Annotated in this window: 21 protein-coding genes; 18 read left to right on the plus strand and 3 right to left on the minus strand. The window is 29.6% G+C overall.

Translation table 11 applies throughout. The features are described 5' to 3' along the window. Positions 1-19 precede the first annotated feature (19 nt). The 18 genes from BHE82_RS01260 to BHE82_RS01350 all read left to right on the plus strand — a co-directional run bounded on the left by BHE82_RS01260 (position 20) and on the right by BHE82_RS01350 (position 22,138). The gene (locus tag BHE82_RS01260; protein ID WP_071345482.1) at positions 20-817 is read left to right on the plus strand and encodes an HAD-IIB family hydrolase; all 798 of its coding nucleotides are present in this window, start codon (positions 20-22) and stop codon (positions 815-817) included. A 261-nt stretch (positions 818-1,078) separates the two neighbouring features. Further along, positions 1,079-1,945: a class II fructose-1,6-bisphosphate aldolase gene (gene fba, locus BHE82_RS01265; RefSeq protein WP_011160547.1), complete on the plus strand. Its 867-nt coding sequence runs from the start codon at positions 1,079-1,081 to the stop codon at positions 1,943-1,945. A gap of 106 nt (positions 1,946-2,051) precedes the next feature. Beyond that, a complete protein-coding gene (locus BHE82_RS01270) occupies positions 2,052-2,489 on the plus strand; it encodes a hypothetical protein (RefSeq protein WP_071345483.1) in 438 nt (145 codons plus the stop codon). A gap of 165 nt (positions 2,490-2,654) precedes the next feature. Then, positions 2,655-3,851, plus strand: coding sequence for a phosphoglycerate kinase (locus BHE82_RS01275; RefSeq protein WP_071345484.1), 1,197 nt, complete (start codon positions 2,655-2,657; stop codon positions 3,849-3,851). 160 nt (positions 3,852-4,011) lie between these two features. Continuing rightward, positions 4,012-5,019 carry a type I glyceraldehyde-3-phosphate dehydrogenase gene (gap, locus tag BHE82_RS01280; protein WP_071345485.1) on the plus strand — a complete coding sequence of 336 codons (1,008 nt, stop codon included), beginning with the start codon at positions 4,012-4,014 and terminating at the stop codon, positions 5,017-5,019. Between the two features lie 373 nt (positions 5,020-5,392). Next, on the plus strand, positions 5,393-6,073 hold the full coding sequence (locus tag BHE82_RS01285) for a hypothetical protein (protein WP_071345486.1): 681 nt from the start codon (positions 5,393-5,395) through the stop codon (positions 6,071-6,073). A 100-nt stretch (positions 6,074-6,173) separates the two neighbouring features. Further along, positions 6,174-6,458: a hypothetical protein gene (locus BHE82_RS01290; protein ID WP_071345487.1), complete on the plus strand. Its 285-nt coding sequence runs from the start codon at positions 6,174-6,176 to the stop codon at positions 6,456-6,458. Positions 6,459-6,557: 99 nt separating this feature from the next. Continuing rightward, positions 6,558-6,821, plus strand: a complete 264-nt coding sequence (locus BHE82_RS01295; protein WP_143549427.1) for a hypothetical protein — start codon at positions 6,558-6,560, stop codon at positions 6,819-6,821. A gap of 142 nt (positions 6,822-6,963) precedes the next feature. Then, positions 6,964-8,652, plus strand: a complete 1,689-nt coding sequence (locus tag BHE82_RS01300) for a M3 family oligoendopeptidase (protein WP_071345489.1) — start codon at positions 6,964-6,966, stop codon at positions 8,650-8,652. Between the two features lie 199 nt (positions 8,653-8,851). Beyond that, positions 8,852-9,667, plus strand: coding sequence for an ATP-binding cassette domain-containing protein (locus BHE82_RS01305; RefSeq protein WP_071345490.1), 816 nt, complete (start codon positions 8,852-8,854; stop codon positions 9,665-9,667). Further along, positions 9,643-10,503 carry an ATP-binding cassette domain-containing protein gene (locus tag BHE82_RS01310; protein WP_071345491.1) on the plus strand — a complete coding sequence of 287 codons (861 nt, stop codon included), beginning with the start codon at positions 9,643-9,645 and terminating at the stop codon, positions 10,501-10,503. The genes BHE82_RS01305 and BHE82_RS01310 overlap by 25 nt, the downstream gene beginning before the upstream one ends. 12 nt (positions 10,504-10,515) lie before the next feature. Next, the gene (locus tag BHE82_RS01315) at positions 10,516-11,562 is read left to right on the plus strand and encodes an energy-coupling factor transporter transmembrane component T (RefSeq protein WP_257608385.1); all 1,047 of its coding nucleotides are present in this window, start codon (positions 10,516-10,518) and stop codon (positions 11,560-11,562) included. A gap of 93 nt (positions 11,563-11,655) precedes the next feature. Then, on the plus strand, positions 11,656-12,906 hold the full coding sequence (gene glyA, locus BHE82_RS01320) for a serine hydroxymethyltransferase (RefSeq protein ID WP_071345492.1): 1,251 nt from the start codon (positions 11,656-11,658) through the stop codon (positions 12,904-12,906). A gap of 477 nt (positions 12,907-13,383) precedes the next feature. After that, complete coding sequence (rsgA, locus tag BHE82_RS01325; protein WP_071345493.1) at positions 13,384-14,304, plus strand: ribosome small subunit-dependent GTPase A; 921 nt, start codon at positions 13,384-13,386, stop codon at positions 14,302-14,304. Positions 14,305-14,486: 182 nt separating this feature from the next. Then, positions 14,487-15,578 (plus strand): redox-regulated ATPase YchF, encoded by a 1,092-nt coding sequence (ychF, locus tag BHE82_RS01335; RefSeq protein WP_071345495.1) that lies wholly within the window; start codon positions 14,487-14,489, stop codon positions 15,576-15,578. Positions 15,579-15,691: 113 nt separating this feature from the next. Then, on the plus strand, positions 15,692-18,394 hold the full coding sequence (gene ileS / locus BHE82_RS01340; RefSeq protein ID WP_071345496.1) for an isoleucine--tRNA ligase: 2,703 nt from the start codon (positions 15,692-15,694) through the stop codon (positions 18,392-18,394). Positions 18,395-18,410: 16 nt separating this feature from the next. Beyond that, positions 18,411-19,229, plus strand: coding sequence for a YitT family protein (locus BHE82_RS01345; protein WP_071345497.1), 819 nt, complete (start codon positions 18,411-18,413; stop codon positions 19,227-19,229). Positions 19,230-19,381: 152 nt separating this feature from the next. Beyond that, complete coding sequence (locus BHE82_RS01350) at positions 19,382-22,138, plus strand: cation-translocating P-type ATPase (RefSeq protein WP_071345498.1); 2,757 nt, start codon at positions 19,382-19,384, stop codon at positions 22,136-22,138. Between the two features lie 55 nt (positions 22,139-22,193). Here the strand turns inward: BHE82_RS01350 and BHE82_RS01355 are convergent, their stop codons facing one another. The 3 genes from BHE82_RS01355 to BHE82_RS01365 all read right to left on the minus strand — a co-directional run bounded on the left by BHE82_RS01355 (position 22,194) and on the right by BHE82_RS01365 (position 25,723). Continuing rightward, positions 22,194-23,690: a carboxypeptidase M32 gene (locus tag BHE82_RS01355; RefSeq protein WP_071345499.1), complete on the minus strand. Its 1,497-nt coding sequence runs from the start codon at positions 23,688-23,690 to the stop codon at positions 22,194-22,196. 211 nt (positions 23,691-23,901) lie between these two features. After that, positions 23,902-24,768 carry an ABC transporter permease gene (locus BHE82_RS01360; RefSeq protein ID WP_071345500.1) on the minus strand — a complete coding sequence of 289 codons (867 nt, stop codon included), beginning with the start codon at positions 24,766-24,768 and terminating at the stop codon, positions 23,902-23,904. A 28-nt stretch (positions 24,769-24,796) separates the two neighbouring features. Beyond that, entirely contained in the window at positions 24,797-25,723 is a 927-nt protein-coding gene (locus tag BHE82_RS01365) for an ABC transporter permease (RefSeq protein WP_071345501.1), read from the minus strand. Between the last annotated feature and the right edge of the window lie 54 nt (positions 25,724-25,777).

The following is a 25,777-nucleotide window of genomic DNA, read 5'->3' on the forward strand; positions in this document are numbered from 1 at the left end:
AGGATAATAGGAGTTTCAAATGAAACAAAAAAAAGAATCTTTATTTATTTTTGATATTGATGGCACCCTTTTAAGTTCTAAATATAAAAAAATATTTCCCCAAACAATCAAAGCCATCCAAACTTTAGCCCAAAACCCTGATAATGTTTTAGCAGTTGCCACAGGAAGAAACATTAAAAGAATAGATGTTTTAGGCAATTTGCTACCTTATTTCAAACATTTTGTCTTTTTTAACGGCGGTCTTACTAAATATTTTGATAAAGTAATTGATGATAGACCTTTTAAAAAAGAAGTAGTCAAAGAACTAATCGCAAAAGCCCATCAAGCCAAAATTCACATAGGTCTTACAGGAATGACACAAGAAATTGTACCAAGCCCACAAGACTTAATTCCGCCTTCATTAGGAGAACTTTACTGCACTAATAAAAAATCTGTAGTGGACCCTGAATTTCATCTGCACAACAATGTTTATCAAGTGTGGTTATTCGAACCCAACAAAGAAAAATTGCAAAATTTTCTTAAAGATTTGAAAGATTTGCAAGCGTATTATTGGAGAACTAATGGTGGTGTTGATTTGGTGCCTCAAAGTGTGAATAAAACTTGTGGTATTAAAAAATTAAAAGAACTTTACCCCCATCATCAATTAGTTTGTGTAGGGGACGGCTATAATGATGTTGAAATGCTTAAATTAGCTGATGTAGGCATCGGATTGGAAAACACCAATTGCCAAGAAATAAAAGATAGTTGCAATCTTTTAGCTCCTCATATCGACGATGATAAATTCTATGATTTTTTAAAACTACATCATTTAGTTTAATTTTTTCTTTTGGATTTTGATTTTAAAACAGCATGCATTTTTACTTACTTTTATAATTTTTATATTTTTTTCTCTGTTTTGTGATTTTAAAACTGTTAATTTGCATTCCTTTCGACCAACAATAATATATTTTGTTTTTTGCACTTATACTTGCAAAACTACCCATAATCCTAAATTATTTTTTAGTCCAAAAGCCAATTAACAAACCTCATTAATTACAATTTAGATGCAAATCTAAAACCAAAGAAAGGATTAAGTTAAATGTTAACTTCCGATAAAAATGTTCTTTTAAAAGCGCATCAACAAGAATACGCTATAGCTCAAGTAAATATTAATAATTTAGAATGGACCAAAGCTGCTTTACAAACTGCCGAAGAACTAAAATCACCTGTTATTTTAGGAGTATCCGAAGGAGCTGCGAAATATATGGGAGGGCTTAAAACAGTCGTTGCAATGGTAAGAGAACTAGACGCCTTTTATAAGGTTTCTGTCCCTGTTATTTTGCATTTAGATCACGGTTCTTATGAAGGTGCCAAACAAGCAATGGAGGCAGGATTCACTTCTGTTATGTTTGATGGCAGTCATTATGATTTTGCCCAAAATTTAAGTAAAACCAAAGAAATCACCGAGATATGTCACCAAAAAGGACTTTTAATAGAAGCAGAAGTTGGGGGCATCGGCGGCGAAGAAGACGGCATTATTGGTCAAGGAGAAATTGCAGATCCTCAAGAATGCAAACAAATTGCTGATTTAGGTGTTGATATGCTTGCTGCTGGAATTGGTAATGTGCACGGTAAATATCCTGATAATTGGACAGGACTTGATTTTAGTGTTTTTGCCAAAATTAGAGAACTTACCAACAAACAAACGCCCCTAGTACTGCACGGAGGCACTGGTATTCCTGAAGACATGATTAAAAAAGCTATTTCTTTGGGAGTAGTAAAAATCAACGTCAACACTGAATTTCAATTAGTTTTTGCCCAAGCTACTAGACAATACATTGAAGAAAAAAAAGATTTAACAGACAAAGGCTTTGATCCGCGTAAGTTATTAAATCCCGGCTTTTTAGCTATTAAAGAATTAATGAGACATAAATTAGCTCTTTTTGGTTCAATCAACAAAGCTTAATTATTGAATATCAATATTTCCCAATTTTAAATATTTCCCTTAAGAAAATATAGCTACAATTATAAAAAATTTCTTTTTTACATTTTAGAGAAGAAAGTTCCAAAATATGGCAAGTTCTAATACAAATATGAACACCAACAATACCATAGTTATTGTGTTATTAGCAATTAAAACACTTGTACCTATTGTTGTGGGTATTTTAGCCTTGCGCAGTTATTTTAAAGGCAAAAAAATTGAAACTAAACGTTGTTTTATTAAGTGGTTAATTAAAGATATTAAAATTAGGTTAACTGAATGCGATAATTTTAAACTAAAAGAAAAGTTTTCTTTAAAAATTCAATTTATTGTGGAAAGAATTGATGATTTTGAAAAGCAACGGTTAATGGGAGGTGAAATGTTTTTAACTTTTGTAATAGGAGCTTTTACCAATCGCAAATACAACCTTATAGAAGGCGAACTTGACCAATACTTAGAAGAACTAAATGCCATTAAAGACGAATTGCCAGAATCAACAATTGAAAAAATTAAAAAACATAAACGATAAAATAATACCAATATTTAAAAATTATTATTCCTCTAAACGATGGATAAAATAAATAAAATAAAACAACAAAAAATAAAATTAACCATTCAAACAAACTATTTACTAATTTAGATTAAAAATAACTTAAAAATAATTAATATTTCCTAATTGAAAGGCAATAAATGCATGACAAAATCCTTAACTAATATGAATATTACAAATAAAAAAGTTTTATTGCGAGCAGACCTAAATGTTCCTTTAGAAAACAGCGTTATCACAGATTACAACAGAATTAAGGCTATTTTACCTACTTTAAAATATTTAGTTCAGCAAAAAGCTAAAGTTATTATTTTTTCTCATTTGGGACGCGTTAAAACTGAAGCTGATAAAGCCCATTTTAGCTTGCAAGTGGTAGCTGAAAAAATTGCTTTTTATTTGCAACAAAAAGTAAAGTTTGTTCCAGAAACTCAAGGCAACACCTTAAATCAAGCTGTTGGCCAGATGCTTCCAGGGGATGTTTTAGTAGTCCAAAATACTCGTTTTGAAGATGTTCCTTTCAAAAAAGAAAGTAAAAACGACCCCGAATTAGGCAAATATTGGGCATCTTTAGGTGATGTTTTTGTCAATGATGCTTTTGGTACATGCCATCGCACTCACGCTTCTAATGTAGGTATTGCAACATATATCAAAGAAAAATGCTTTGGTTTTTTGGTCGAAAAAGAAATATCTTTTCTCAAAAAAATTGTCCAAACTCCTCAAAGACCTTTGGTTGCTGTTTTGGGTGGCTCCAAAGTATCTGACAAAATTGGAGTTATTCGTAGTCTTTTGCAAAAAGTTGATGTTCTTTTGATAGGTGGAGGAATGAGCTATACTTGTCTTAAAGCCAAATGTTTTAACATAGGAACTAGCTTGTTAGAAGCAGACAAAATCCCTTTAGTAAAAGAATTATTAGCTTCTCCAGAAGGCAAAAAAATCGTTTTACCTAAAGATTTTGTTTGTGGCAAAGAATTTTCGCCAACAACACAAGCAGCTGTTTATAGTTATGATAATATTTCTGATGATGTAATGGGACTTGATATTGGACCTCAAACAATTGAACTTTTCAAAACACATTTACAAACGGCTCAAACAGTTGTTTGGAATGGTCCTGTAGGAGTGTTTGAATTTGAACAATTTTCTAAAGGAACCAAAGCTTTAGCCCAAACAATAAGCAATCTTTCGCCCAATACAACTACCATTATTGGTGGTGGCGATAGCGCTGCTGCAGTCTTTAAATTCGGTCTAGATCAAAATTTCAGCCATATTTCTACGGGTGGAGGCGCTTTTTTAGAATTTTTAGAAGGAAAACCAATGCCAGGGCTTGCATGTATGGAGAAACTGTAATCACAACTCCCCTATTTTTATTTTATTTTTTGATCATTATTATTCTTCAAATTACCAAATATTACAAACATCACAAAATAAAACAATCCACACAACCAACAAATAGATCCATCATTTACATTAAAAAGGGATAAAAAAAGAAAAAGAGGTTTAATTAATTATGAAAGTTAAAGTAGCAATTAATGGTTTTGGGCGTATCGGTAAATTAGCCTTTCGTCTTGTTTTTGGAAATCCTAAATTTGAAGTAGTAGCTATCAATGATTTAGCAACTTTAGAAACTATTTCTTATTTATTAAAATACGACAGCATTCAAAAACCTTACAAATTAGACTCTGTTAGTTTTGAAGACAACTATTTAGTAGTTGAAGGACAAAAAATTCCTATTTTTCAAGAAAAAAATCCTCAAGATTTACCTTGGAAAAAACTAGGAGTAGATATTGTTTTAGAATGTACAGGTTTTTTTACTAGCAAAGAAAAAGCAGCTCTTCATTTAGAAGCTGGAGCTAAAAAAGTGTTAATTAGTGCTCCTGCTACTGGGGATGTAAAAACAGTTGTTTACAATGTTAATGACCAAATACTTACTAAAGAAGATGCCATTGTAAGCGGGGCTTCTTGCACTACTAACTGTTTGGCGCCCGTTGTTAAAGTCTTAAATGACAACTTCGGCATCAACCAAGCTTTTATGACTACCGTTCATAGTTACACCAATGACCAAAGTTTAATTGATCAAAACCATCCCAAAGGCATTTGGACACGTCGCGGTAGAGCTGCAGCCTTTAATATGGTGCCAAGTTCTACTGGAGCTGCCAAAGCTATTAGTTTAGTTATTCCTGAATTAAAAGGAAAACTGGATGGTACAGCAATTAGAGTTCCTACAATTACAGGCTCTTTAGTTGACCTTACCGCAGAACTGACTCAAGAAGCTACTCCAGAAGCCATCAATGAAGCTTTCAAAAAAGCTGCTAATGAAACCCTAGCCTACGTTACAGATCCTATTGTTTCCTCAGATGTTATTGGAACAAGTTATGGTTCTTTATATGATTCTCACACTTTGCAAGTCCTCAAAGAAAAACCTAAATTTATTAAATTAATGTCTTGGTATGACAATGAAATGAGTTATGTTAGTCAATTAGTAAGATTGCTTCACAAAGTAGCAACTTTAGTTTAATCCTTTTTGAATCTATCTTTATTACAAATAAAACCCCTTAGACCATTTTTTGAAAGTGGTCTATTTTCTTTTTTCTCTCCTTTGCAACCCTTCAAAAATATTGTTATCACCTTATTATTAATTAAATTTATTATCAATATCTTTTATTAATGATTTTCTATTGGCGATCATCCCACTATTTTTTCTCCACTTTTTTCCCTTAGTTTATATTTTTATTTGCAACATTATATTATTATAAAATATTATCAAAACCAATAATTATTCCCTTGCTAAAAATACCCTCCTTCACCTTTATTTTATTTTTTTACCCCAATTATTACTTTGTCTGATGAAAAGTAATTTTGATATTTCTTTAGAAAGAAATTAATCTCATATGCTAAAAACCAACAACAAAGAAACAAAAGTTTTTTTCTCCCCCTTGCAAAAACACATTATTGCTTCTACTTTGTTAGGATTCACAATTGTGTTAGAATTTGCTTATGATAAGTTAGGGATTGCCAAAATGGGAGCAAATATTGGCTCTTTTATTAAAGTTTCTCTCCTTCCCTTAATTTTAATTGGTTTTTTATTGGGCAAAAAACATAGCTTTCTTTTTTGTACTCTTTATGCCTTATTTCATCTATTTAAAGCTATTTTTTTAAGTGAATCCACCAATATTTTAGCTTATATGCAAGCCCAACAAATGCGCTCCTTACAACAAATTGCAGTTTTACTTTTGGATTATTTTTTAGTTGATTTATCTTATAGTCTTTCTTTTGTTTTTTATACCCCTAATTTAAAATATTTTGATAATTATAAAAGCATTTTACTTAATTTATTAATAGTTTTTACCTCTGTTTTTGCTTTTAAATGTTTGTCTTCTTATTTTATTTGGTTGCCCCTTATTGCAAATAAACAAAATTATTTCCCCTTTTTAGCTCCCCTAATCAACCACCCTATTATTTGGTGTTTTTGTTATAATTTAATCCCCGTTTTTGCTACTTTTATCTTTATTTTTATTTTTTTATTTTTCTTAAATCCTAGAATTAAAACTTACCTTAACTATTATAGATAATTTTTGCCCCCCTCCTCTTTTTTCCTCAATGTTGTCAAAGAACATTTTATTAATTCAATATAAATAATAAAATTACATACACAAAGAAAAGAGAAAAACTATGAATAATAATTTTAATCGCAATCAAAAACTTTTAAGACAAATTATCCTAACTTCTTTTTTAACTTCCTTATCTATTGTTTTATCTAAAATACTACAAATTATATTCCCAGATAAAACAACATCTTTTCCAGGGTTTCATTTTATTAATATAGATGTAAATATTCTTGTCTATGTGCGTTTTTTACCTTTAATTGTAATGTCTTTTTATGTTCCTTGGCATCTTTCTTGCCTGGGTGCTTGTTTGGCTGAAACAATTGGATATTTTGTAGGATATGGTTATTAATTTGGTTATCAGTTTGAACTGATTGCTAATTTAGCTTGTGTTTTATCGTTTGGATTATTACCTGGTTTGTTGTTAAGACCCCAAGATAATTTTTTAAAAATGTATTTCGTTATTGTCCTGTTATCAGCTTTATATCAAACATTATATTGGTATGTAATGTTAAAATGGTGGTGGACAGCCGAAATAAATATTTTTTCCCAAGATATTACCATCCAACAAATTTCAACAACTATGGTAAATAAAGGGCTCTTTATTGCTTTGCCCCTTGTCTTTGTGACTTCCCTTTTTGTAGTTATCCTTTTAAAAGAGCTGTTTAAAAGATTGCAATTTTTAGCAGATACTTACGAATTTTATAAGAAATAATCAAATTTATTAGTTTATAATTAAAATGTAGTTATTCGACAATAAAATATTTTTTCAAACTAACATAAATAAAATTAAACTTGCCACACCGTTGCTATTTAGATATTTTTCATAAAAATTAAAAAGATAGGATTAAACCAAATTGAAATTTCAAGATTTTGAATATCAAAGAGTGGATATTGCTCAAACCAAACAAACTATTTTGCCTATGATAGAGGCTTTTTTGGATGCTTCCTTACCAGAACAAATTAAAATTATTAACCGTCTTAATTCATTAATGGATGAAATTAATTCCATGTTTACTTTGGCAGAAATTAGGCATAGCCTAGATGTAAAAGATACTTTTTATCAACAAGAAAAACATTTTTGTGACCAAAATGCCCCTTTGCTAACCGAATTAAAACATCAATTTAGCCAAACTATGGTAAAAAGTAAACATTATGACGCCTTAGTACAAGAATTTGGGCCCTTGTTATTTGACAAAATCAAACTATTTTTAAAAACATTTGACCCTAAAATTATTCCTTATTTACAAGAAGAAAATACTTTAACAACCAAATATCAAAAATTAATTTCTGATCCTTCTGTTGCTTTTGAAGGCAAACTTTATAATTTAAGTCAAATGGCTACTTTTTTGGAATCGTCCCAAAGGCAAACTAGAAAAAATGCCCAATTAGCTGTTTCGCAATTTTTTGCTAAAAACGAGCAAGAATATGACCTTATTTATGACCAATTAGTCCAAACACGAACCAAGATGGCTCAAATATTGGGATATTCCAATTTCGTTGCCTTAGGTTATGATCTTTTAGGGCGCACTGATTACGATGCTAACCAAATTGCAGATTATCGCACCAACATTTTAAAATATGTTTTGCCGTTTTATACCATGACTCAAAAACGTAAATCCAAACGTTTAGATATTGCTAAATTGGAAAGTTATGACAAAAGTTTTAATTTTTCAAGTGGCAATCCCAAACCTCAAAGAGGAGTTGATTTTCAGTTAACCCAAGCAAAAAAAATGTATCATGCAATGTCTCTCCAAACCAAATTATTTTTTGATTTTCTCTTAGAAAAAAACCTATTAGACCTAGATAGCAAACCCAACAAAACAGGCGGTGGATACTGTACTTACCTTCCTAAATATAGCGCTCCTTTTGTTTTTGCTAATTTTAATGGCACAAGTCATGATGTAGATGTTTTGACTCACGAAATAGGACACGCCTTCCAAGTTTATCAAAGTCGTCATTTAATTCCTGAGTATCGTTGGCCTACTTTTGAAGCAGCTGAAATTAGTTCTATGGGAATGGAATTTTTAGCTTATCCGTGGGTAAAAGATTTTTTTGCCCAAGATGTAGACAAATATCAATTTCTACATTTATCCCAATCCCTTAATTTCTTACTTTATGGTGCTTTAGTGGATCATTTTCAACATGAAGTTTATCAAAATCCTCAAATGACTCCTGCTCAAAGAAAAGAGTGTTGGCGTAATTTGGAAAAAAAATATTTGTTGTTAGAAACTTATGAAGGCGATCCTTTTTTAGAAAAAGGTACTTTTTGGTTCCGTCAAAGCCACATTTTTTCTACTCCTTTTTACTACATTGACTATACTTTAGCCCAAGTTTGTGCTTTAGAAATTTGGCTTTTAAGCAAGCAAGATTATTCCAATACTTGGCAAAAGTACTTAAAATTATGTCAATTAGGCGGTTCACAAACTTTTTTAAACCTTTTAAAAACTACAGGACTTACTAATCCTTTTGAACCTAATCACTTAAAAAACATTGTTTCTTTTGTAACTTGTTATTTGCAAAAAATTGATGATACTAAATTTTAATTACACAATTTTATAACAATTTTTCACTCCTTCCACAAAAACTCAATCTTATTTTATATCTTATATTACGATTTGAGATTCGTTGCAAAAGTGGTTTTGCCTTTTTCAAACTAACCTCCCCTCGAAATAAATCAACTACCTCAAAAATGCCCCATCAAAACTACCAAACAAACAAACAAAGAAAGAAAAATTTAAAGTTATGATATCTATTCAAAATTTAACTTTTTATTACGGTTGTAATCCTATTCTCAAAGACCTTAATTTAACCATTCAAAATAATTCTTGGGTTTCTATTGTTGGTCATAATGGCTCGGGAAAATCTACTTTAGCCAAAATTTTAGTAGGGCTGCTTTCTTGTACCAAAGGACAAATTTTAATTGACAATATCGTTTTAAATGAAAAAAATTTGCCCCTTTTGCGACCTAAAATAGGTATGGTTTTTCAAAATCCTGATTATCAGTTTACAGGATTTACTGTAAGAGAAGATATTGCGTTTGGATTGGAAAATTATAATGTTTGTAGAGAAGAAATTATAGCCAAAGTTTGGCAATATGCCAAAATGGTAAAAATAGATGATTTATTGGACACAAACGTGAATCAACTTTCAGGGGGACAAAAACAACGTGTAGCAATTGCCTCCATTTTAGTGATGGAGCCCGAAATTATTATCTTTGATGAAGTAACTTCTTTTTTAGATCCTCAAGGCGCTTTGGAAGTGCAAAAAATTATTCAAACCATTAAAAATAAAATTTTGATTACCATTACTCATGATTTAGAGTTTGCTGCCAAAAGTGATGAAATTATTGTTCTTGATCAAGGAAAATTAATTACCCAAACCCCCCCCCAAAACCTTTTTCAAGACCCTTTATTTTTGCAACAATATAAATTAAAACCTCCTTTATCATTAGAGCTTTACTATGAAATTTTAAAAGACAGCACCACTAAAAACATTAAAAATGATCAAATGTTAGAAAATTTAAAGGATATTTTATGGCAATACAATTTGAAAAAGTAAACTTTTATTATAAAAACCCCCCCCACCTCCCAAAAAAAACTACTGCCACTTTATCTGACATTAATTTCAAAATCAATTCTCAAAATGAATTTATTGCTTTAGTGGGGGAAACCGGTTCAGGCAAATCGACCTTAGTGCAATTAATGAATGCTTTGCTTACAACAAATATAGGAAAAGTAACAGTTTGTGGCACTACCATAACTTCTAAAACAAAAAAAGAACTCTTAGTGCCCTTGCGTCAAAAAGTAGGTTTAGTTTTCCAATTCCCTGAATATCAATTATTTGAAATAACTGTTTTAAAAGATGTAATGTTTGGTGCTGAAGTTTTTTTAAATAACAAACAACAAGCCCAAAAGCAAGCTTTCAAAACTTTAGAACAAATCAACATCCCTCCCGCTTTACATCAAAAATCTCCCTTTCAAATTAGTGACGGACAGCAAAGAAAAGTCGCTATTGCAGGTATTTTAGCCATGCAGCCTGATATTTTAATCCTTGATGAACCTACACGTGGTCTTGATTTGGAAAGTAGCTCTGATATTATGGATTTTTTACAAATTTTGCATCAAACATTTCACAAAACTATTATCATTATTACTCATGATATGAATTTGGTTGCCCAATATGCAAAACGTGTTTTGGTTTTGTCTCAAGGAAAATTACTTTTTGATGGCACAAAAGAAACTTTTTTTGAACACCCCCGATTTGAGCAATTTAACTTAGATATTCCTGATACTTTTAAAATTTTAAAACATTTAAATCAAACTTTAGGAATCCCCTTTCAAGCACACTATTGTTTTAGCACCCTTGCCCAATATTTAAAAGAATTTTATTGTTAAAAGGTATTATTGATGAAAAATAATGATTTTACAAATAATAATTTATCCCACCCCTCTTTATCGCGTTGTTTTTTGTACCAACTCCATCCTTCTATCAAAATTCTTTCTTTTGTGTTGCTGTTAGTTTTTATTTTAAAACTGCCCATTAATGTTGAAAATATTGCTCCAAATCAAGTTTTTATTTTTGCAAACCCCAAACGCATCACTTTATTTTATCTTTTTTGTGTTGTAGCTTTAATGAGCCTTTGTTTCTTTTTTGGAGTAACTTGGAGTTATTTTTGGCAAAGAATTAAACATTTAAGATTTGTTTTTATTATTTCTTTGATAATAAATTTAGTTCCTTCGGAAGATACTTCTTTTAATGCTTTTATGCGAGCTCAAATTCCTATTTTAAGTTATGATGCCATCCATTCTTTTTGGTTGTTTTTAATATGTATTTTATTGTATAATTTCAATAAAAAACATATTCCCTTTAAATTATCTTATTTGTTATTTTTGCTTTTGTTCGTCTTTGTTATTCCTTCGTATTTTCCTTCCAATATACAAGAAATTTTGGGTTGCAAACCTAAAAATTATATATTGCAAACGACTTCTTTTCTAAGAATTTGTTTTATTATGACAAGATTGTTTTTAATTGTGATGTTGTTGTTTTTATTCAATAAAATAACTTCTTTTATCGAAATTCAAGATGGTCTAGATATTATTTTGTCTCCTTTAAAAAAACTCAAAATTGCTACTGAAACTTTTACTTTAATGCTTTCTTTAATTTTTATGGCTAATTCTTTTTTATTGCAAGAAACCAATAAAATTTTAAAAGCTCAGACAGCAAGAGGCATGGATTTGCATAAAAAAAATATTTTTAAAAGAATTAATCATCTTTTAGCCCTGTTGGTTCCTATTTTTGTGTTGGTTTTTAAAAGGTCTTTGGTAATTTCTAATGCTATGGAAGTAAGAGGTTATGTTTTGGGAGCTCCTCGCACCAAAATGATTACTTATCGTTGGAAAATGCTTGATTTTATAACCATAACTACCATTTTTGCTCTATTGTTTATCAAATAAATTCGTATTTGTAAATGCTTTTATAAAACATTTTGTTTTTCCAATAATTACATTGAATGCCCAAAAATAAAAAAAGAAAAAGGTTGTGCCCAAATGAATCAAAAGTTAGGATTAAAAGACCAAGATCAAGAAATCTTTGATCTTATTGAACAAGAAAAAATTAGACAAAAAGAAAATATCTTATTAATTGCTTCAGAAAATTTTGTTTCTCAAGCAGTTTTAGATGCCCAAGGAAGCATTTTGACTAACAAATATGCAGAAGGTTATCCTCAAGCTAGATATTATAATGGTTGTAAAAATGTAGATCAAATAGAAAAAATTGCCATTCAAAGAGCAACCAAGCTGTTTGGTGCTAAATATGCAAACGTCCAACCTCATTCAGGTTCACAAGCCAATATGGGAGTATTTCAAGCCTTATTAAAACCTGGTGACAAAATTTTAGGATTATCTTTAATGGATGGAGGACATCTTACTCACGGTCATAAATTAAGTTTTTCTGGTGGTTTTTATGAAGCTCATTTTTATAATGTCAATCCCCAAACTGAAATGCTTGATTATGATGAAATTCGTAAAGTTGCCTTAAAAGTTAAACCTAAATTAATTATTGCAGGGTATTCGGCTTATTCTAAAACTATTAATTTTAAAAAGTTTCGTCAAATTGCTGATGAAGCTAATGCCTATTTAATGGCAGATATTGCCCATATTGCAGGTTTAGTTGCTTGTGGGCTTCATCCTTGTCCCTTTGAAGCTAACGCCGATGTTGTTACTTCTACTATGCACAAAACGCTGAGAGGACCGCGTGGAGGTTTGATTTTAACCAATAAAGAAGAAGTATTTAAAAAAATAAATCGTGGTATTTTTCCAGGTATTCAAGGAGGACCTTGTATTCATACTATTGCAGCTAAAGCTGTTGCTTTTCAAGAAGCGATGATGCCTTCCTTTAAAGAATATCAAAAGCAAGTTATCAAAAATGCAAACACCTTTGCTAAAGCCTTCCAACAAAAAGGTTATCGCATTGTAAGTGGAGGCACTGATAATCATTTATTTTTAATTGATGTTAAACATAAAAATCCTGAGTTTACAGGATCCAAAATTGCAAACATGTTAGAAAAAATAAATATTGTTGTCAACAAAAATACCATTCCTTTTGATCAAGAAAAACCTTTTGTGACAAGCGGTATTAGAATTGGCACACCTGCTATGACAACAGTAGGTTTTAGAGAAAATGATTTTATTTTAGTTGCAGATTTGATGGACAAAGCTATCAATCACTTGGACGACGAATCTTATTTAGCCCAAATTAAACAACAAGTTTTGGCTTTATTAAGTAAATTTAATAAGTAAAAAAAACATCCCTATTTTCAAACATAAAAATAATTATTTTGTAATTCTACATTTTTTCTTGCCTAATGCCATTAACAAAATATTAATAAAACATTAACAAAAGACTCCTTTTTATTAAGGGGTCCTTCCTTTTTTATGTAACAATTTTTGCCACCCCCCAAAACTTTTTTATTTTGCAAAAAACATCCCATTTGTCAAAGTCACACCCATAAAAACATTAGCAAATAAACTATGCTTTTGCTTATTTAAACCCAATTTATCTTTATATGTAATTATTGTTTTTTTATATGTTATAATAAAAATAATTAATGGTTTTTTTAATTAATTATAAAAAAGTTACTCAAATTAGAATAAATTAGTATCTAGCATTTTTTATCGCACACACACAGACAATTTAAAAATTTTTAAAAAGTAATTTAGACAAAATAAGAAAAAAATAATTAAAAAAGATTTCAAAATATAAAAAGGAGTTATTATTTGGAAAAAGCTTTAGTATTAAGATTTTTGGCTGGAGTTTATTATATTAAAGATTTAGAAACTCAAATTATTTTGGAAGCTAAAAAAAGAGGCAAATTAAAAAACCCTGATATCAAAACTACCCAAAAAGAAAATAGTTCTGCCTCTGACTTTATTATTAAAGTAGGAGATATTGTGTTTTATGAACTTTCTTGTGATACTTATTTAATTCAATCTATTTTGCCTCGTAAAAATGAATTAAAAAGACCTAATGTTGCCAATATTGACCAGGTATTGCTAGTTTTTTCCTTAGTAAAGCCCAATTTTCAATTTCTTTTATTAGATAAGTTTTTATTAATTTTAGAACAACAAAAATTAGATGTAGTTTTGGTTTTTTCTAAAATAGATTTGTTAGAACCCGAAAACCTTACAACAATGCAACAACAATTATCTTATTACCAAAAATTTCAACCCTTTTATTATATTAACTCCAAGCAAAAAATAGGAATAGATGCCCTTAAATATATTTTTGCTAATCAAATTACAGTTTTGGCAGGACAAACCGGAGTAGGAAAATCGACCTTACTCAAAGCCTTAATTCCAGATGCCAAACTCAAAACACAAGAAATTTCTAAAAGTCTTGGCAGAGGCAAACATACCACCAAAAACGCCCAATTATACGAGTTTAATGGTGGATTTATTGTTGATACTCCTGGTTTTTCCAAACTAGACTTAACTACTTTTTGCCCTAGGACTTTAAAGAATTTTTATCCTGATTTTGTAGAACATGTTTGTGATTGTTTTTTTGGTGAAAGTTGTCTTCATTTGCAAGAAGAAAAATGTGGCGTTAAAAAAGCCTTAGAAAACGGCAAAATACTTCCCTCTCGATATCAAAATTATGTGAGCTTTTATGAAGAAATCAAAAACCAACTCAAATATTAGTTATTTTTTATTTTTTTATAGCATCATTTTAGAACTCAATTTAAGAATTGCTACAAGATTGCATTTTATCTATTTTTTACACAATTGTAAAATCGCATTTTACCCCCAACCAAAAAAACACCCCCCCTTTTTTACCAACCAATTATTTTTTACAAAATAAAATACCATAAGGAAACTCAAAAATGAAAGTCGGAATTATTGGTTTGCCAAATGTGGGTAAATCTACCTTATTTAATGCTTTAACTAAAATGCAAGTTTTAGAAGCTAATTATCCTTTTGCCACTATCGAACCTAATGTTGGCATTGTAGAAGTGTCAGATTCGCGTCTCCAAACTTTATCTCAAATTTTTCAATCTCAAAAAACTATTTCTGCTTTGATAGAATTCAAAGATATTGCAGGTTTAGTGGCGGGAGCTTCCAAAGGCGAAGGACTTGGTAATCAATTTTTAAGTCATATTCGCAATGTAGATGCTATTTGTCATGTGGTTAAATGTTTTGAAGACCCCAATATTGCTCATGTGACAGAAACGAATAATCCTGTAGAAGAAATTGATATTATTCAAACAGAACTAGCTTTAGCAGATTTAGAACAAATTGAAAAACGCTTAATTAAACTGGGTAAACAAAAAAATAAACTTGACAAAGAATTATTGCAAGAAAAAGCGTTATTAACCAAAATTAAAACCCATTTAACTACCCAAGATTTAAAAAATTTGGTTTTTTCGGATGAAGAATTAAAGCTTGTCAAAACCTTTAATTTGTTGTTTTTAAAACCTTCCCTTTATTTAGCCAACATTAAAGAACATGATTTATTATCTTTGGATTCCAACGTTTTTTATCAACAAGTTTTAGCGTATGCTAATAAAGAATCCAAAAAAATAATTCCTTTGTGTGTGCAATTAGAAAAAGAAATATCGTCTTTAGACTTTGCAGAAAAGAAACTTTTTTTAAAGGACTATGGTCTTGTAGAATCAGGGCTTACTAAATTAATTCAAGAAAGTTATGCTCTTTTAGGTCTCCAAACTTATTTTACTGCAGGACCTAAAGAAGTTCGCGCTTGGTCTTTTAAAAAAGGTCTTAAAGCTCCCGAATGCGCCCGCATTATTCACACCGATTTACAAAAAGGTTTTATTAAAGCCGAAGTTGTTTCTTACCTTGATTTATTAGAGGCCCAAACTTTTCAAAAAAGCAAAGAAAAAGGCAAAGTTCGCATTGAGGGCAAAGAATACATAGTTAAAGATGGTGATATTATTACTTTTAGATTTAATGTTTAGTTTAATATTCAAACTTTTAATTTTGAAATTCGATTTTTTCTATTTTCAACTTTAACCCCCCCAAATAACAAATTATCAATTTAACAACCTAAAAATAAGGAGATAAAAAAGATATGACAACAAATTATAAAACAACTCTTTTGATGCCAAAAACTGATTTTCCTATGAAAGGAAATTTAGGCAAAAACGAAATTAACATTCAAAAACATTGGCAAACACTTGACTTATATCAAAAAAAATTACAACAAAATCAAGACAACAACCCTTTTATTTTGCACGATGGACCTCCTTATGCTAACGGCAATATTCATATGGGACACGCCTTAAACAAAATTTTAAAAGATTTTATTGTTCGTTTTCGTAGTATGCAAGGTTTTTACACTCCTTTAATTCCTGGTTGGGATACTCATGGTTTGCCAATTGAGGCAGCAGTTCTTAAAAAAACTTCTAAAAATGCTTTTACCAGAAAGTCTTTCCTAGATAAATGTCAAGAATTTGCCTTGGAAAATGTTAATAATCAAAAACAGCAATTTCAAAGATTAGGTATTTTAGGAGATTGGCAAAATCCTTATTTAACGTTGGATAAAACTTTTGTTGCTGATCAGGTAAGAATTTTTGGACAAATGGTTGACAAAGGCTTAATTTTTAAAGCCCTCAAACCCATTCATTGGTCACCTACTTTAGAATCTGCTTTAGCAGAAGCAGAATTAGAGTACCAAAATCACCAATCTCCTTCTGTTTATGTTGCTTTTAGCATGAAAAAACTAGATATTTTTGACAATGTGGCTTTGTTAATTTGGACAACTACTCCTTGGACTTTGCCTGCCAATGTAGCAATTGCGGTGCATCCCGAAAAAGAATATCAATTAATTGAAGTTTTACAAAAACGCTATTTGGTAGGAACTAAAAACATTCCTTTTCTTCAAAAAGTTTTTGCTTGGAACAAAGAACACATCAAAGTTGTTGCCACTTTTGAAGGAAAAACCTTAGAACATTTAACTTACCAAAATCACCTTGTTTCCAAATTCGGAAAAATAATTTTATCACAACATGTTTTGGATGAAGAAGGAACAGGACTAGTCCACATCGCTCCAGGACACGGTTTGGACGATTTTTTAGTAGGTCAAAAATATAATTTAGATGTTGTTTGTAGTATTGATAAAAAAGGTATGATGACAGATGTTTCCAAATATCAAGGTCTATTTTACACCAAAGCCAACGAAGCTATCATCTCTGATTTAGAAAAAGACCATTCTTTGCTTAAAGCAGATGTAATTTTGCACTCCTATCCTCATGATTGGCGCACTAAAAAACCAGTTATTTCTCTTGCACTTCCTCAATGGTTTGTCTCTATTAAAAAAATTAAATCTCTTTTGCTAGAAGAAACCCAAAAAGTTAAGTGGATTCCACGTTGGGGAGAATTAAAAATGACTAATATGATTACTAATCGTGAGGATTGGAATATTAGTCGTCAAAGAACTTGGGGCATTCCCATTCCTATTTTTTACACCGAAACCCATCAACCCATTCTAGATTTAAAATTAATTAATCATGTAGCTGATTTATTCGAACAGCATGGAATGGATATTTGGTATGAATGGGATGTTAAAAAACTACTTCCTGAAAACTACACTCATCCCCAAAGTCCTAACAATTTGTTTACCAAAGAACTAGATATTATGGATGTTTGGTTTGACTCAGGAACTTCTTATAGTGTTTTTAAAAAACGTAATCAAGTTTTACAAAGTGATGTTTATTTGGAAGGCTCTGATCAATATCGTGGTTGGTTCAATTCTTCTTTAATTACTTCTGTAGCCACTCAAAATCAAGCTCCTTATAAAACTGTTATTACTCATGGTTTTGTTTTTGATGGTGAAGGCAAAAAAATGTCTAAATCTTTGGGCAATATCATCGATCCATTAACTGTTGCTGAACAAAAAGGAGCAGATATTATTCGTTTATGGGTTGCAAACACTAATTATAATCTTGATGTGCGCATTAATCCTTCCATTTTAAAACAAGTAGAAGATCTTTATCGCAAAATTAGAAACACCTTCCGTTTTATGTTAGGTAATTTAGATAATTTTAAAAAAGATACTAATTATATTGCCTTTGAACAAAGAACTTTTATCCATCAAGCAATGATGCTAGATTTTGAAGAAGTGTTAAAAAACGTACTACATTCTTATGATAATTATAATTTTGAAGGTGTTTTAAGGCATCTATTCCCCTTCATTACTAATAAAATCAGTGCTTTTTATCTCGATTTTGCCAAAGATATTTTATACATCGAAAAAGAAGATCACAAAGAAAGAAAGATGATTCAATCAACTATCTATGATTTGTTATTATCGCTTTTACAAGTTTTAACTCCAATTATTCCTCACACTACTTCAGAAGTTTACGGCTTTTTTCCTTTTGCTGTGGAAAAAGATATTTATTTAGAAAAAATGCCACAACTCAAAACACGTCCAACTTCTCATCTTTTATTAGAATATCATAAATTTTTAACATTAAGAAAAAACGTTTTACAATATTTGGAAAAAGCAAGACAAAGTGGGCTTATTAATTCTTCTTTGCAAGCCCATATTACGTTATCATTAACCCAAGAAGAAATGCATGCTTTGGATGTTTTACAAATTAAAGATCAATTGCATCAACTTTTTATAGTCTCTAAAGTAACACTTCAATTAAAAGATACTTTTGATATTAAAGTTGCCAAAGCTTCTGGGTATGCTTGTCAAAGATGTTGGAATGTAGTAATCACCAAACCCTTTACTCCTTTGTGCACGCGTTGCCAAAATATATTAAAATAAAAGAAATAGGTTTATTATGAAAAATGGTATCGAAAATATTGAAAAATTTCCTCCAATAAAGAAAAAAATTCAATATGTTCAAGAATTTAAAAAAATATTAATTTTATCCTTATCCTTAATAGTATATGTTTTAGTTTCTGTTTGGGCTTTTGATTGCACCCGAGATGGCGGATATAAAACTGATCTTTTTCCTACTGGGGTTATTGGTTTAGGCAATGTAATAGGTAAATTATTACATAAAGCAGGAAAGATTGAAACCAATAATATTATAGTTATTGCTGGTACTTTTTACTTTGTTGTTAATGTTTTCTTATTGTTTTTTATCTCTCGTCGTTATTTGGGTAAATATTTTACCATTACTACTGCATTTGCAACTGTCCTTCTTTTTGTTTCAGTGTTTTTTATTGAAAACCAAGTTAAACAAGGTTTTTTATATCATACTGAACAATTTTTTGGAATATTCAAAACTGAAAGTGATTTTTTAAGCGATCTTACCAGAGTTTTTTTTGCAGGTGTTTTAATAGGTATTTTTAATGGTATTCCTTTAAGAATTGGTGCTTCTACTGGAGGACTTGATATTGTTGCTAAATATTTATCTGTTTATAAGAAAAAAGATATCTCTTTTGTAGTAGAAATGTTTGGTTATACTCTTATGATTTTTGGTGCTGTGGGTGTTTTTATTATTGAATATTTTTATAAAGAAACAGGTCTAAAAGAACTTACTACACAAATATCTTTATCACTTTTTTATACTGTTTTACGTATTAAATTATCTGCCTTATTTATGGGATTGATAACTTCTGTTCCCCAAAAAGAAACAAAACTAAACTGCTAAAACAGTTTAGTTTTTTATTTTATTTGCACGCTTCACTTATTTTTATTAGTTGTAAAACTCAATTTCATAATACATGCAAAACAAATTGAAATTTTTACTTTTTGCTTTGCACAAAATATTTTTTGTATTTATATTAAATTAAAGGAATTTTAATGAAACATTCATTTAGTCAAAAAAACCCTGAACAATCGCAAGCATTGTTACAAACTAAAATCACAAAAGGGCTTACTTCCCAAGAAGCCTTGCAAAGACTTCAAATTAACGGTAAAAATCAAATTCAATCCCTTACCAAACCCACTTTTTGGCATCAATTCCAACAACAATTTAAAGATTTTTTAGTTATTGTCCTTCTATTAGCAGCTACAATTAATTTCGTGATTGGTATTTTACAAGGAAACAAAGAAGAACTTTTGGAAGGCTGTTTTATTTTGATTATTGTCCTTCTTAACGCCCTTTTAAGTATTTATTACGAAACTAAAACCCAAAAAGTTTTATCTAATGTATCAAAAAAAGCTTCCCTTAATGCTAAAGTAATAAGAGATAGCAAACCGCTTTTAATTCCTATGCAAAATTTAGTGATAGGAGATATTGTCATTTTAGAAACTGGTGATATTATTCCAGCTGATATGATACTTTTAGAAACATTTAATTTATATGTAGATGAATCTTTGTTTACAGGAGAATCGCAAGCTGTTTTAAAAAGTGCTTGTGTTTGTGTCCAAAATGCAGCTCTTACTAATCAAAACATGGCTTTTATGAATACTGTTATTTTAAAAGGAAGAGCTAAAGGAGTGGTTTTTGCTTCAGGAATGCAAACTGAAATTGGAAAAATTACCCAGTTTATTTCTCAACCCCAACAAGAAAAAACACCATTAGAACAAAATATTGCCAAATTAACTAAAAAGTTAACTTTGATAATTGGTATTATTATTTTCCTTAATGGCTTGTGGACGATTTTTAAAAACATTTACAGCTCAACTTTTAGCTCTCACATTTTGAAACATACTTTTTTGGATGCCATTGCTCTTGCAGTTGCTGCTATTCCTGAAAGTTTATTAATTATTATGACTTTAATTTTGGCTTTGGGAATGAAAAAACTTGCTCTTAAAAAAGCTATTGTCAAAAATTTAAAAACCTTAGAAACTTTGGGGGCTGTTAATGTTATTTGTACTGATAAAACAGGAACTTTAACCCAAAATAATATGACTGTTAAAAAAATTATAGTTTGTAATTCTTTGGAAAAAATAAGTCCCTTTTGTGTGGAAAATATTAATGAACCCAAACCCTTTAATTTAGAAAAGTTGCTTTTATTTGGTATTTTATGTAATGATGCTTTGATTAGTGTTGCAAAAACAACCAACGATAAAACTTCAAACAACTTAGAAATTATTGCTGATCCTACTGAAAAAGCCTTTATTAATTTAGCTTTGTTTTATCAATATGATGCGTTTTTACTCCAAAAGCAATATCCTCGATTTGCAGAAATTGCCTTTGATTCTCAAAGGAAATTGATGACTACTTTTCATTATAAAGACGGATTTATTTATGCCATTACTAAAGGTGCTCCAGAAGTTTTGTTGCAAAAATGTAGTCAAGTTCAATATCAAGAACAAACCATTGCAAAAGATACTAAAATAATAAAAATATTAGAAAAACAAATTAGTCAATTAAGTGAGCAATCTTTGCGAGTTTTGGGAGTTGCTTATCGTGTATTTTCTCTTGATTTAGAGACGAATCTTAAAAACAATCCTGATATTTTTGAACAAGATCTTATTTTTTTAGGGGCAGTGGCGATGGAAGATCCCATTCGAAAAGAAGTTATGCAAGCCATTTTTAAATGCAATCAAGCACGCATCACTCCGATTATGATTACAGGGGATCATTTAAAAACTGCTTTTGTGATTGCCAAAAAATTAAATATTTTATCCCAACCTCAAGATTTAGCCATTACAGGAGATGAATTAGCTCAAATGCCAGAGGAAGAATTTTTGGAAAAATTATTGCAAATTAAAGTTTATGCAAGAACTAATCCTCATCATAAATTAAAAATTGTGAAAGCTTGGCAAAAAAAAGGTTTTGTAGTGGCAATGACAGGAGATGGCATAAATGATTCTTTAAGCATTAAACAAGCCAATGTGGGAATTGCTATGGGAATTGCAGGTACTGATGTTTGTAAAATGGCATCAGATATGATTTTAACAGATGACAATTTTGCTACTATTACGAATGCTTTAGAAGAAGGGCGAAATATTTTTAATAATATTAAAAAAAGTTTAGTTTTTCTTTTGAGTTGTAATGTTGGTGAAATTATTTTGATTTTGCTTGGTAATTTTTTAGGAATTTTCTTTTTTGGGTGTGATTTTAAAATTTTGACTGCTTTACAAATTCTTTGGATTAATTTAGTTACTGATTCATTGCCAGCAATGGCTTTGGGAATCGAACCACAAGAAACAAATTCTATGTCGCCAAAAACTTATAATCCTAAAGGAAGTTTGCTAAATAAAAAAACTTATCAAAAAATTATTTTGGAAGGATTTTTAATTGGTCTTTTGGCTTTTGTGGCTTCTTTAATAGGATATTATAATCATGATAGTGATAAAATAAGATATGCTCAAACTTTTGCTTTTATGGTTTTGGCGTTTTCACAATTGATTCATGTATGGAATTTGCGAAGTTTTTTCACTTCTGTTTTTAAGTTAAAAATAAATTCATTTTTGATTAAAGCGTTTGCCATTAGTGTATTTTTGCAATTAATCATAATTTTTGTCCCTTTTTTAAGAGATTTATTTCAATTAATTTCTTTAACAACAAAAGATTTTGTAATCATTTTATTACTATCTTTGTTGCCTTTGTTGTTTGTAGAAATTAAAAAAAGATTTTGTCATTGTAAATGCCATAAATGTAGATGATATTAAAAAACAAAAAAGACTCTTCTTGAAAGAGTCTTTTTTTTATATTCTTAAATTAATTATTCAAATATTTATTTTCTAAATATTGTAAAAAAGTTTCAGGGTTAATTTGGGGCGTGCCTGTTGCTTTGAACACAAATTCTTGGTTGGTATAAAAAGAACCCCAGTTTCTTATTTTTTGATCTAAATATTGATTTAAAGTTTCAAATTTGCCTGTTTTAAATCCCTCTTTAATATTAGGATTTGCTTTTTGAACGTTTTTCATTATCATGGATGCTAAAATAGCTCCATTTAAATAGCTAGGGAAATAACCAAAACTTCCTTGAGGCCAGTGAATATCTTGCAAACATCCAAGACCTACGTTGGGTGGGGTAATTCCTAGATATTCTTTCATTTTGCAATTCCAAAAGTGAGGTAAATCATCCAAAGACAACTGATCAGAAATTAATAATTCTTCAATTTCAAAACGCAAAATAACATGGAAAGGATAAGTTACTTCATCAGCATAAATACGAACAAAATCAGGTTTTACTTGGTTGGCTTGTTTAAATAAATTTTGTGGAGTTAATGAAGGATTGTAAAAATTTAATTCTGTTTTTAAAATATCTACTAAGTAAGTTAAAAATTCTTGAGATTTAGCAACTTGTTTTTCCATTAATAAAGATTGGCTTTCATCAAAAGAAAAGCTTCGTGGAGTGCCTACTGGTTGATTTTTGTATTGTTGGGGTAAATTTTGGGCGTATAAACCATGTCCTACTTCGTGTATAGTGGCTAAAAAACTATCTAAAAAATTGTTTGTATTATAATTGGAAGTAAGGCGAACATCATAAGGAGTGCCTCCACAAAAAGGGTGGATGGATTCATCTAGGCGACCATAATTGCAATCAAATCCTATTTTGGGCATAATGATTTGATTTAATTTTTTTTGGTTTTCTAAAGTCATTGCAATATCTTTGTAAAGGTGTTTTTCTTGTTCTTGTTTTTGCAAAATAGTTTTCATTAAAGGTGGTAATTTTTCTTTGATGACGTTAAATATTTTTTTGATTTTGGTAGCAGTCATTCCAGGGTCATATTGATCGATTAGAGCATCATACAAAGATATGCCTAATTTTTGGGATCTGAGATTTGCTACTTCTTTGGTGTAATTGAGTACTTTTTGAAAATAAGGTTTGAAGCTGTTATAATCATTATTTTTTTTGGCTTGTCTCCACATTATCTCTGATTTGGTAGTTGCTAAAATTAAATTATTTTGTAGCTCTTCAGGGATTGTTTCTTCGGATTGTATTTTGGATGTTATTTCTCGTAGATTAGCTTGTTGCCAAGAATTGAGAGTTTCTTGTTCTTGTTGTGCTTGTAAAAGCAAATTTTTGGTTTCTTGTGAAGTTAATAGTTTTTTTATAATTTGGGTTAAATCGATGATTTCTAAAGTGCGGCTTTCTTGGGAGCCCTTTTTAATGTTGCAAGCCATATCCCAGTTTAATATATTGATAATATTTTCTAAACGACCAATTTTTTCAAATCTTTGTTCTAATTTTTGATAATTAATTGACATATAAGGATTCCTTAGTTATTTATATTATTTGTAAATAAATGTTTTTTGCGATGGGTTCACGAGAGGTTAATTTTTGAAAAAAGCTTTGTTTTTTTATTAAAGTTGAAAAAAATAGTTTGATTTAAGTATAAATCAAACTTTAATTTTTAATAAATTATTATTTTGTTTATTGCGATTTTAATGGTGTGTAAGTTTGCAAATATTTTATTTTCTAATTTGCATCTTTTGGATTAAAAATTTGGATCAAACCTTTACCTATTAAATTAAAAGATAAACTAGTTAATAAAATAATGATAAAAGGTCCAAAAAATAAATGAGGATAGAATCTAATATCACTTCTACTAGCATTTAAAATATTGCCCCATTCAGGAATTGTAGGATCGAGACCTAATCCAACAAAACTTAACCCCGATATTGTTAAAATAACTGTTGCCATACCTATTGTTATTCTTGTGATAATAATAGACCATAGATGAGGCAAAACATGTTTGAAAATTATACAAAATTCATTTGATCCTAAAGCTTTAGAAGCTTTGATAAAACCTTTTTGCCTAATTTTCATGGTATTTGCTCTTATGATTCGAATAAAAGTAGGAGCATTAGAAATACTTAGAGCAATTATTAATGATAATTTTTTGTTGTCTTTCAAAAAAAACATAATTAAAATAGCTAAAATAACATCGGGAAAAACTACTAAAATATCACATATAAAATTAATGATATTATCAAAAATATTTTTGAAATAACCTGAAATAATTCCTAATAACGTTCCTATTATACTAGCCATCATAATAGAACAAAAACCTATAGTTAAAGATTTTTTAGTTCCTTCTAACATTCTATTAAATAAATCATGTCCAGTAGAATCTGTTCCCATGAGATGTTTTAAACTAATGCTTTGTAAACGTTTATAATGAGATGATGCATCAGGATTTTTATATAAAGGAGTAAAAGGAATTAAATAAACAGCTAAAAATAAAATAGTTAAAAATAAAGAACCAAATAAAATATTTTTATTTTTTGCCCAATATTTTAATTTTTTTTGGAAAAAAAGAAATGGTTTAAAGTTTTTTTTCATAATAAATGATTGTATCCTTTTTGCATATTTATCCCTTTTGTTTAATTTTGGGATCTAACCAAGCATACACTAAGTCTAGAAATAAATTCCAAATAGCTATAAATAAAGCGAGTAAAATAATACAACATTGAATAACAGGATAATTTCTATTATCAAATGCATGTTTTATTAAAACACCTACCCCTTTTATTTCGAAAATATTTTCTGTAATAATAGAACCACCGATTAAAAAACTTAGAAGTAAACCGATGTGTGCTACAATAGGAATTAAAGCATTTTTTAAAGCGTGCTTAAAAATAATATTTTTTTTAGACAATCCTTTAGAATAGGCCGTTTTGATATATGGTTGTGACAAACATTCTTCCATGCTTGTTTTAGTAGTTTTAAAAACAGAACCCGATATTAATAAAGAAAGAGTTAAAATAGGCAAAACCACATGTTTAGGAGTATCAAAATCAGCTACTGGGAATAATCTTAAATAATGACCTAATGTAAGTTGCAATAAGATGCCAATGATAAAACTAGGAGAAGAAATGATGATAATAGAATAAAAATCTAGTATAAAGCTTTTTTTGGACCCTTCATAAAAAGCTGATAATGCTCCTAAAAAAATCCCTAATAAAGAACCAAAAAAACAACTTAAAAAAGCCAATTTAAAGGTATTAGTAAAAGCTTTTGTAAAAAGGTTGAAAACTGGCTCTTTTGTGCCATAATAAGATTTTCCAAAATCTCCTATAAAAATATTTTTGAAATAATTTATAAATTGAGTTTTTAAAGGTTTATCTAATCCTAATTCCTTTTCCTTTAATTTTCTTAGTTCAGAAGTAAGTCCTTTTTCAAACATAGCATCAACAGGATCACCTGGTATCATTTTCATAGTAAAAAAACTGATAAATATGACTGTTATAAATAATGTTATAGTGTATAAACTTTTTTTAAAAATATATTTTATCAACGAAATTTACCTCAAAAATTTAGAATATTTCATTTATGAATTTTTATTGGGTGA

This window comes from Rice orange leaf phytoplasma (assembly GCF_001866375.1).
In the GTDB taxonomy this organism is placed as follows: Bacteria; Bacillota_I; Bacilli_A; order Acholeplasmatales; family Acholeplasmataceae; genus Phytoplasma; species Phytoplasma asteris.

Bases quoted from the DNA above. Each gene is read 5' to 3' on its own strand.
- BHE82_RS01275 (WP_071345484.1), top strand. From the start codon at position 2,655: ATGACAAAATCCTTAACTAATATGAATATTACAAATAAAAAAGTTTTA.
- gap (WP_071345485.1), top strand. From the start codon at position 4,012: ATGAAAGTTAAAGTAGCAATTAATGGTTTTGGGCGTATCGGTAAATTA.
- BHE82_RS01285 (WP_071345486.1), top strand. From the start codon at position 5,393: ATGCTAAAAACCAACAACAAAGAAACAAAAGTTTTTTTCTCCCCCTTG.
- BHE82_RS01315 (WP_257608385.1), top strand. From the start codon at position 10,516: ATGAAAAATAATGATTTTACAAATAATAATTTATCCCACCCCTCTTTA.
- BHE82_RS01355 (WP_071345499.1), bottom strand. From the start codon at position 23,690: ATGTCAATTAATTATCAAAAATTAGAACAAAGATTTGAAAAAATTGGT.
- BHE82_RS01305 (WP_071345490.1), top strand. From the start codon at position 8,852: ATGATATCTATTCAAAATTTAACTTTTTATTACGGTTGTAATCCTATT.
- BHE82_RS01270 (WP_071345483.1), top strand. From the start codon at position 2,052: ATGGCAAGTTCTAATACAAATATGAACACCAACAATACCATAGTTATT.
- BHE82_RS01260 (WP_071345482.1), top strand. From the start codon at position 20: ATGAAACAAAAAAAAGAATCTTTATTTATTTTTGATATTGATGGCACC.
- BHE82_RS01310 (WP_071345491.1), top strand. From the start codon at position 9,643: ATGGCAATACAATTTGAAAAAGTAAACTTTTATTATAAAAACCCCCCC.
- BHE82_RS01295 (WP_143549427.1), top strand. From the start codon at position 6,558: ATGTATTTCGTTATTGTCCTGTTATCAGCTTTATATCAAACATTATAT.
- BHE82_RS01345 (WP_071345497.1), top strand. From the start codon at position 18,411: ATGAAAAATGGTATCGAAAATATTGAAAAATTTCCTCCAATAAAGAAA.
- glyA (WP_071345492.1), top strand. From the start codon at position 11,656: ATGAATCAAAAGTTAGGATTAAAAGACCAAGATCAAGAAATCTTTGAT.
- BHE82_RS01290 (WP_071345487.1), top strand. From the start codon at position 6,174: ATGAATAATAATTTTAATCGCAATCAAAAACTTTTAAGACAAATTATC.
- fba (WP_011160547.1), top strand. From the start codon at position 1,079: ATGTTAACTTCCGATAAAAATGTTCTTTTAAAAGCGCATCAACAAGAA.
- ychF (WP_071345495.1), top strand. From the start codon at position 14,487: ATGAAAGTCGGAATTATTGGTTTGCCAAATGTGGGTAAATCTACCTTA.
- BHE82_RS01360 (WP_071345500.1), bottom strand. From the start codon at position 24,768: ATGAAAAAAAACTTTAAACCATTTCTTTTTTTCCAAAAAAAATTAAAA.
- BHE82_RS01350 (WP_071345498.1), top strand. From the start codon at position 19,382: ATGAAACATTCATTTAGTCAAAAAAACCCTGAACAATCGCAAGCATTG.
- ileS (WP_071345496.1), top strand. From the start codon at position 15,692: ATGACAACAAATTATAAAACAACTCTTTTGATGCCAAAAACTGATTTT.